The 6,981-nt window shown below is 69.9% G+C and carries 6 protein-coding genes and 1 pseudogene; 6 read left to right on the forward strand and 1 reads right to left on the reverse strand.

Going from position 1 to position 6,981, the window contains the following annotated elements; translation table 11 throughout:
* Window positions 1–498 (reverse strand): annotated as a pseudogene (locus tag IH13_RS0118390) (UDP-N-acetylglucosamine 1-carboxyvinyltransferase); the annotation flags it as partial.
* 288 nt (window positions 499–786) lie between these two features.
* Here IH13_RS0118390 and IH13_RS0118395 point away from each other — a divergent pair.
* From IH13_RS0118395 to IH13_RS0118420, 6 genes are all read left to right on the forward strand, one after another.
* Window positions 787–1,389, forward strand: coding sequence for a YqgE/AlgH family protein (locus tag IH13_RS0118395; protein ID WP_031085801.1), 603 nt, complete (start codon window positions 787–789; stop codon window positions 1,387–1,389).
* Window positions 1,390–1,419: 30 nt separating this feature from the next.
* A complete protein-coding gene (locus IH13_RS0118400; protein WP_078552249.1) occupies window positions 1,420–1,716 on the forward strand; it encodes a DUF3039 domain-containing protein in 297 nt (98 codons plus the stop codon).
* A gap of 212 nt (window positions 1,717–1,928) precedes the next feature.
* A complete protein-coding gene (locus tag IH13_RS0118405) occupies window positions 1,929–3,233 on the forward strand; it encodes an extracellular solute-binding protein (protein ID WP_031085802.1) in 1,305 nt (434 codons plus the stop codon).
* Between the two features lie 2 nt (window positions 3,234–3,235).
* Window positions 3,236–4,204, forward strand: a complete 969-nt coding sequence (locus tag IH13_RS0118410; RefSeq protein ID WP_031085803.1) for a carbohydrate ABC transporter permease — start codon at window positions 3,236–3,238, stop codon at window positions 4,202–4,204.
* A complete protein-coding gene (locus IH13_RS0118415) occupies window positions 4,201–5,049 on the forward strand; it encodes a carbohydrate ABC transporter permease (protein WP_031085804.1) in 849 nt (282 codons plus the stop codon). Before IH13_RS0118410 ends, IH13_RS0118415 begins: the two co-directional genes overlap by 4 nt.
* A 1-nt stretch (window position 5,050) precedes the next feature.
* Window positions 5,051–6,694: a beta-N-acetylhexosaminidase gene (locus tag IH13_RS0118420; protein ID WP_031085807.1), complete on the forward strand. Its 1,644-nt coding sequence runs from the start codon at window positions 5,051–5,053 to the stop codon at window positions 6,692–6,694.
* Window positions 6,695–6,981 lie beyond the last annotated feature (287 nt).

The raw sequence follows: 6,981 nt of genomic DNA on the forward strand, positions 1-6,981 counted from the left end.
CCGGATCTTGGTACCGCGCAGCCGCTGCGGGGCCTCCAGGTACTGGCCGTCGGCCCGCTTCTCGATCGTCGCGCCGAACTGGCGCAGCACCTCGAAGTGGAAGTCGATCGGCCGGCCGCCGATGTCGCAGCCGCCGAGCCCCGGGATGAAGGCGTGGCCCAGCCGGTGCAGCAGCGGGCCGCAGAAGAGGATCGGGATGCGCGACGAGCCCGCGTGGGCGTCGATGTCGGCGACGTTCGCGCTCTCGACGTGCGAGGGGTCGAGGACGAGTTCGCCCGGCTCGTCGCCGGGGCGGACGGTCACGCCGTGCAGCTGCAGCAGCCCGCGTACCACCCGTACGTCACGGATGTCGGGCACGTTGCGGAGCCGGCTGGGCCCGCTGCCGAGCAGCGCGGCGACCATTGCCTTCGGCACCAGGTTCTTGGCGCCTCGGACGCGGATCTCGCCCTCCAGCGGGGTGCCGCCGTGGACAAGCAGGACATCGTCTGTGCCGGTCATGTATCTCGCGTTCCGGAGTGGTCGGGCAGGGGGCCATCAAAAGGGTAATGGCCTCCTGCCCGGCTTCCGTAAGGCCCAGGGGGTATCCGGACGTCGCGGATCCGGTCCGCCACGCTCCGCTCGGAGGGGCTCGCGGAGTGTCACCGTCCGGGAGGCGGGCGGGCGCGTGTCGGGGGCCGCGCGCCCCCTCGTGGCCGCGCGGTGCGCGGGCGCCCTGAGCTGCGTGTGACGTCCGGCACCGCCCCGGGAGGGCGACTCGGGCCCCACCGGCCGACGATATGCGGGATCATCTCTGCCATGACCGAGGTGTCCTCGCTCACAGGGCGGCTGCTCGTGGCCGCGCCCGCCCTGTCGGACCCGAACTTCGACCGCGCGGTGGTGCTGCTCCTCGACCACGACGAGGAGGGCTCGCTCGGCGTGGTCCTGAACCGCCCGACCCCCGTCGCCGTCGGTGACGTCCTCGCGTCATGGGCCGGCCTGGCCGGCGAACCGGACGTGGTCTTCCAGGGCGGCCCGGTCTCCCTCGATTCGGCACTGGGGGTGGCCGTGATCCCCGGGGACGACGGTTCCTCGGCCCGGCCCCGCCCGGGCGGGGGAGAGCCCCTGGGCTGGCGGCGGGTGCACGGGGCGATCGGCCTGGTGGACCTGGAGGCGCCCCCGGAGCTGCTGGCGCCGGCCCTCGGGGCGCTGCGGATCTTCGCGGGGTACGCGGGCTGGGGCCCCGGGCAGCTGGAGGCGGAGCTGACGGAGGGCGCGTGGTACGTGGTCGAGTCGGAACCGGGGGACGTGTCCTGCCCGCATCCGGAGAAGCTCTGGCGTGCGGTCCTGCGGCGCCAGCGCGGTGAGCTCGCGATGATCGCCACGTATCCGGACGACCCTTCGCTGAACTGATGCCCGCGGCTTTCAGTACGCTTGGCGGTTATGAGCACTCTTGAGCCCGAGCGCGGGGCAGGTACGGGGACCCTCGTAGAGCCGACGCCGCAGGTGTCGAACGGCGACGGCGACCACGAGCGCTACGCCCATTACGTCCAGAAGGACAAGATCATGGCCAGTGCCCTGGAGGGCACTCCCGTGGTGGCACTGTGCGGCAAGGTCTGGGTCCCGGGGCGCGATCCGAAGAAGTACCCGGTCTGTCCCATGTGCAAGGAGATCTACGAGTCCATGGGCGCCGGCGGCGACAAGGGCAAGGGCGGCGGCAAGGGCGACGGCAAGAAGTAGCGGCCCTCCGCCTCCGGTGTTACAGAGACCCCCGGGACACAGCCCCCGGGGCGCGCTGAACCGCGCGCCCCGGGGGCTTCGTGCGTGACGGCTGGTCACAGTGTGGTTGAGACCACTTGTCGGCGCCGGAACGCGCCCTTACTCTCCTGCCAGTTGTGCAGAACGAAACGTGCGTTGCGCATGATGCAACGACTGACCGGTAAGGGTCCCGGATGAAGCTTTCTGCCCGAATTGCCGCCCCCGCCGCCGCCCTGGTGCTGGCGGGCCTCACCGCCACCGCCTGTGCGCCGGGGACCTCCGACACCGACGCGACGTCGGACGAGAAGAGCGGCACGCTCCGCGTCTGGCTCTTCCAGGAAGTCGGCAACAAGCCCAAGGAGAAGGTCGTCGACGCGGCCGTCGCCGCCTTCGAGAAGTCCCACGAAGGGGCGAAGGTCAAGATCGAGTACATACCCGTCGACACCCGCGCCGAGCGGATCAAGGCGGCGTTCAACGACCCGAAGAGCGCCCCCGACCTCATCGAGTACGGCAACACCGACACCGCCGCGTACGTCAAGGACGGCGGACTGGCCGACATCAGCGAGGAGTTCGCGGCCTGGGACGAGGCCAAGGACACCGACCCGGCCGCCAAGCAGTCCGTGACGGTCGGCGGCAACATCTACGGAGCCCCGCTCTTCGTCGGCGTCCGGGCCCTCTACTACCGCACCGACGTCTTCGAGGACCTCGGCATCGAGCCGCCCAAGTCCCAGGCCGAGCTGATCTCCACCGCGAAGAAGGTCCACAAGGAGAAGCCGGACCTCTACGGACTCGCGGTCGGCGGCGCCTACACCTACGGCGCCATGCCCTTCATCTGGGCGCACGGCGGCGAGCTCGCCGACGAGACCGGGGTGACCTACGAGTCGGCCATCAACAGCGAGAAGGCCCGCAAGGGCATCGAGGCCTACACCTCGCTCTTCGGCGACGACAACTGCCCCGCCGCCAAGTGCGCGGCCATGGGCGGCAACGCGACCGTCACCGCCTTCGCCTCCGGCAAGGCGGCCATGGCGATCGGCGGCGACTTCAGCCACGCCGCCGTCGAGGAGGGCAGCGTCAAGGGCAAGTACGCGGTCGTCCCGCTGCCCGGCGTGGAGAAGGGGTCGATCGCCCCGGCGTTCGCGGGCGGCAACAACATCGGCGTACTCAAGAGCAGCACGCACCGCACCCTGGCCGTCGACCTGATGAAGTCGCTCACCGGCAAGAAGGCCCAGGCCGAGATGTTCGACGCGATGGGCTTCCTGCCGACGTACACCGACGTCCGGGACACCGTCGCGAAGAAGGAGCCGTTCATCGAGCCCTTCGTCACCACGCTCGGCTCGGGGGCCAAGTTCGTGCCCGCCTCCCCGGCCTGGGGGCAGATCGACGCCTCGCTGATCCTGCCGACGATGTTCCAGGAGATCGCCAGCGGCCGTAAGGACGTCGCCACGGCCTCCGACGACGCGGCGAAGAAGATGGACGCGGCGTTCGCCGACGCGGGATGACGATGACCGCTGACACGACGGTGTACAAGGCCCCGGAGACGTCCGGGGCGGGCGGCCCGCCGGCCCGCCCGCCCCGGCGCCGGGCGTCACCCGCACGGCGCGCCGGCTGGACCCCCTGGCTCTACCTGCTGCCCGCCCTGGTCATGCTCGGTGGGCTCCTCGTCTACCCGATCTACCAACTGGGCCTGATCTCCTTCCTGGAGTACACCCAGGCCCAGGTCAGCGGCGGCGAACCGACCACCTTCAAGGGCCTCGGCAACTACGCCACGCTCTTCGGCGACAGCCAGTTCTGGCAGGTGCTGCTGGCGACCGTCCTCTTCGCGGGGGCCTGCGTCCTGGCCACCCTGTTCGTCGGCTGCGCCCTGGCCGTCCTGCTGACCCGCGTCCGGGCCGTGCCACGGCTCGCCCTGATGATGGCCGCGCTGGGCGCCTGGGCCACCCCGGCGATCACCGGTTCCACCGTCTGGGTCTTCCTCTTCGACCCGGACTTCGGCCCCGTCAACAGGGTGCTCGGCCTGGGCGACTTCTCCTGGACGTACGGGCGCTACAGCGCCTTCGCCCTGGTCCTGCTCGAAGTCCTCTGGTGCTCGTTCCCGTTCGTGATGGTGACCGTCTACGCCGGCATCCGCGCCATCCCCACCGAGGTGCTGGAGGCGGCCTCACTGGACGGCGCCTCGCAGTGGCGCATCTGGCGGTCGGTCATGGCCCCGATGCTGCGGCCGATCCTGATCGTCGTCACCATCCAGTCGATCATCTGGGACTTCAAGGTCTTCACCCAGATCTACGTCATGACCAACGGCGGCGGCATCGCCGGCCAGAACCTGGTGCTCAACGTGTACGCCTACCAGAAGGCCTTCGCGTCCTCGCAGTACAGCCTCGGCTCGGCCATCGGCGTCGTGATGCTGGTGATCCTGCTGGCCGTGACGCTGGTCTATCTGCGCCTGGTGCGCCGCCAGGGGGAGGAACTGTGAGCACTCGCACACTGCTGCGCGTCCGCCGGCCCGGCAGGCTGGCGGCGGAGGCGGCCGCACTCGTCATCGCCGTCGCGGTCGCCTTCCCGCTGTACTGGATGGTGCTCTCCGCCTTCAAGCCGGCCGGTGAGATCCAGTCCACCGAGGCCCGGCCCTGGACGCTTTCCCCGTCGCTCGACTCGTTCCGGCGGGTCTTCGAACAACAGGAGTTCGGGCGCTACTTCCTCAACAGCCTGGTCGTCGCGGGGACCGTCGTCATCGCCTCGGCGCTGATCGCCTTTCTCGCGGCGACGGCGGTGACGCGATTCCGCTTCCGTTTCCGCACCACGCTGCTGATCATGTTCCTCGTGGCCCAGATGGTGCCGGTCGAGGCGCTGACCATCCCGCTGTTCTTCCTCATGCGCGACTTCGGCCAGCTGAACACCCTGGGATCGCTGATCCTGCCCCATCTGGCCTTCTCGCTGCCGTTCGCGATCTGGATGCTGCGCGGATTCGTCAAGGCCGTCCCGGAGGCGCTGGAGGAGGCCGCCTACATCGACGGGGCGAGCCGCACCCGTTTCTTGTGGCAGATCCTCTTCCCGCTGGTCTTCCCGGGGCTCGTGGCGACCAGCGTCTTCTCCTTCATCTCGACCTGGAACGACTTCCTGTTCGCCAAATCGTTCATCATCAGCGACACCTCCCAGTCGACGCTCCCCATGGCGCTTCTGGTCTTCTTCAAACCGGACGAGAACGACTGGGGAGGCATCATGGCGGCCTCCACGGTGATGACCGTGCCCGTACTCGTCTTCTTCGTACTCGTACAGCGCCGCCTGGTCTCCGGACTGGGCGGGGCGGTAAAGGACTGACGTGGACCACCTCATTCCGGCTCCCGTGCGCATCGGCGCCGACACCCAGGGGGAGGGGTTCCTCCCGGACCGCTCCACCACCCTCACCGCGCGGCCGGGCACCGAGAGCACCGAGCGCTGGCTCCGGGCCGAGCTCGGCGCCGCCTTCGGGCTGCCCCTCGGCCCCGCCGACCCCGGCGCCGGCACCACCGGCAACACCGTCGAGCTGGACCTCGACCCGGCACTCGGCCCCGAGGCCTACCGGCTCACCGTCGCCCCCGGCACGGGGGTACGGATCACCGGAGGGGACTCCGCCGGAGTGTTCTGGGGGGCGCAGACCCTCCGTCAGCTCCTCGGCCCGGAGGCGTTCCGCCGCGCACCCGTCACCTCCGGGCCGCGCCGGGCCGTCCCCTTCCTGGAGATCGAGGACGGCCCGCGCTTCGCCTGGCGGGGCATGATGCTCGACGTGGCACGGCACTTCATGCGCAAGGACGACGTCCTGCGCTACCTCGATCTGCTCGCCGCCCACAAACTCAACGTCTTCCACTTCCACCTCACCGACGACCAGGGCTGGCGCGTCGAGATCAAGCGGTACCCCCGGCTCACCGAGACTGCCTCCTGGCGCACCCGCACCAAATACGGCCACCGCGCCTCCGAACTCTGGGACGAGACCCCGCACGGCGGCTTCTACACCCAGGACGACATCCGCGAAATCGTCGCCTACGCCGCCGAGCGGCATATCCGGGTCGTCCCGGAAATCGACGTACCCGGCCACTCGCAGGCCGCGATCAGCGCGTATCCGGAACTCGGCAACACCGACGTCATCGACACGTCCTCACTTTCCGTGTGGGACACCTGGGGCATCAATCCGAACGTACTCGCCCCCACTGACAACACCCTCCGTTTCTTCGAGGGGGTCTTCGAGGAGGTACTGGAGCTCTTCCCCGCCGCCACCTCGCCGTTCATCCACATCGGCGGCGACGAATGTCCCAAGGACCAGTGGAAGGCGTCCCCGACGGCTCAGGCCCGGATCGCCGAACTCGGTCTGCGCGACGAGGACGAGCTCCAGTCCTGGTTCATCCGGCACTTCGACACCTGGTTCACGGCCCGGGGCCGGCGCCTCATCGGCTGGGACGAGATCCTGGAGGGCGGGCTCGCCGAGGGTGCGGCGATCTCCTCGTGGCGCGGTTACGCGGGCGGTGTCGCCGCGGCCGAGGCGGGCCACGACGTCGTGATGTGCCCCGAGCAGCAGGTGTACCTGGACCACCGTCAGGACGGCGGCGCCGACGAGCCGATGCCCATCGGATACGTGCGCACCCTGGAGGACGTCTACCGCTTCGAACCCGTCCCCCCGGAGCTGTCGGAGGAGGCGGCCCGTCACATCATCGGCACCCAGGCCAACGTCTGGGCCGAGGTCATGCAGAACCGGTCCCGCGTCGACTACCAGGTCTTCCCCCGGCTCGCCGCCCTCGCCGAGGTCGCCTGGTCACGGCTCCCGGCCCCGGGGGAACGGGACTTCGCCGACTTCGAACGCCGTATGGGCACGCACTACGCGCGGCTCGACGCCCTGGGCGTCGACTACCGGCCGCCGGGCGGCCCGCACCCCTGGCAACGGCGGCCCGGCATCGTGGGTCGCCCGATCGAGGGACCGCCTCCGCACGTGTGAGACGCGTCGGACCCCTGCGGTGCGTGAACCGAATAAGTCGTACGAAGTAGCTGAAGAGCGGCAATGCGGATGCCGCTCCGAAGCTCTCCGAAACGTGACTTATCCCCAGCTCGGGGTCGGAAGTGCCCTTCGTGGACCCTCACGTCGGCCCGCCCCGAAGATGTGCCAGAGTTGCCACGTCCCGGCCGTGAGCACGTACCGTACGGCGGACAGGCGGGACTGCCGGGACACCGGGAAGGGGCAGCTGGGTTGACCACGCACGCACCGCAGGCGACGCAGCCGGTGAT

Source organism: Streptomyces sp. NRRL WC-3549 (assembly GCF_000721935.1).
Lineage (GTDB): Bacteria > Actinomycetota > Actinomycetes > Streptomycetales > Streptomycetaceae > Streptomyces.

What these genes read in the sequence shown, in the direction of transcription:
- IH13_RS0118410 (WP_031085803.1), top strand. Translation starts at nt 3,236, where the DNA reads ATGACCGCTGACACGACGGTGTACAAGGCCCCGGAGACGTCCGGGGCG.
- IH13_RS0118400 (WP_078552249.1), top strand. Translation starts at nt 1,420, where the DNA reads ATGAGCACTCTTGAGCCCGAGCGCGGGGCAGGTACGGGGACCCTCGTA.
- IH13_RS0118405 (WP_031085802.1), top strand. Translation starts at nt 1,929, where the DNA reads ATGAAGCTTTCTGCCCGAATTGCCGCCCCCGCCGCCGCCCTGGTGCTG.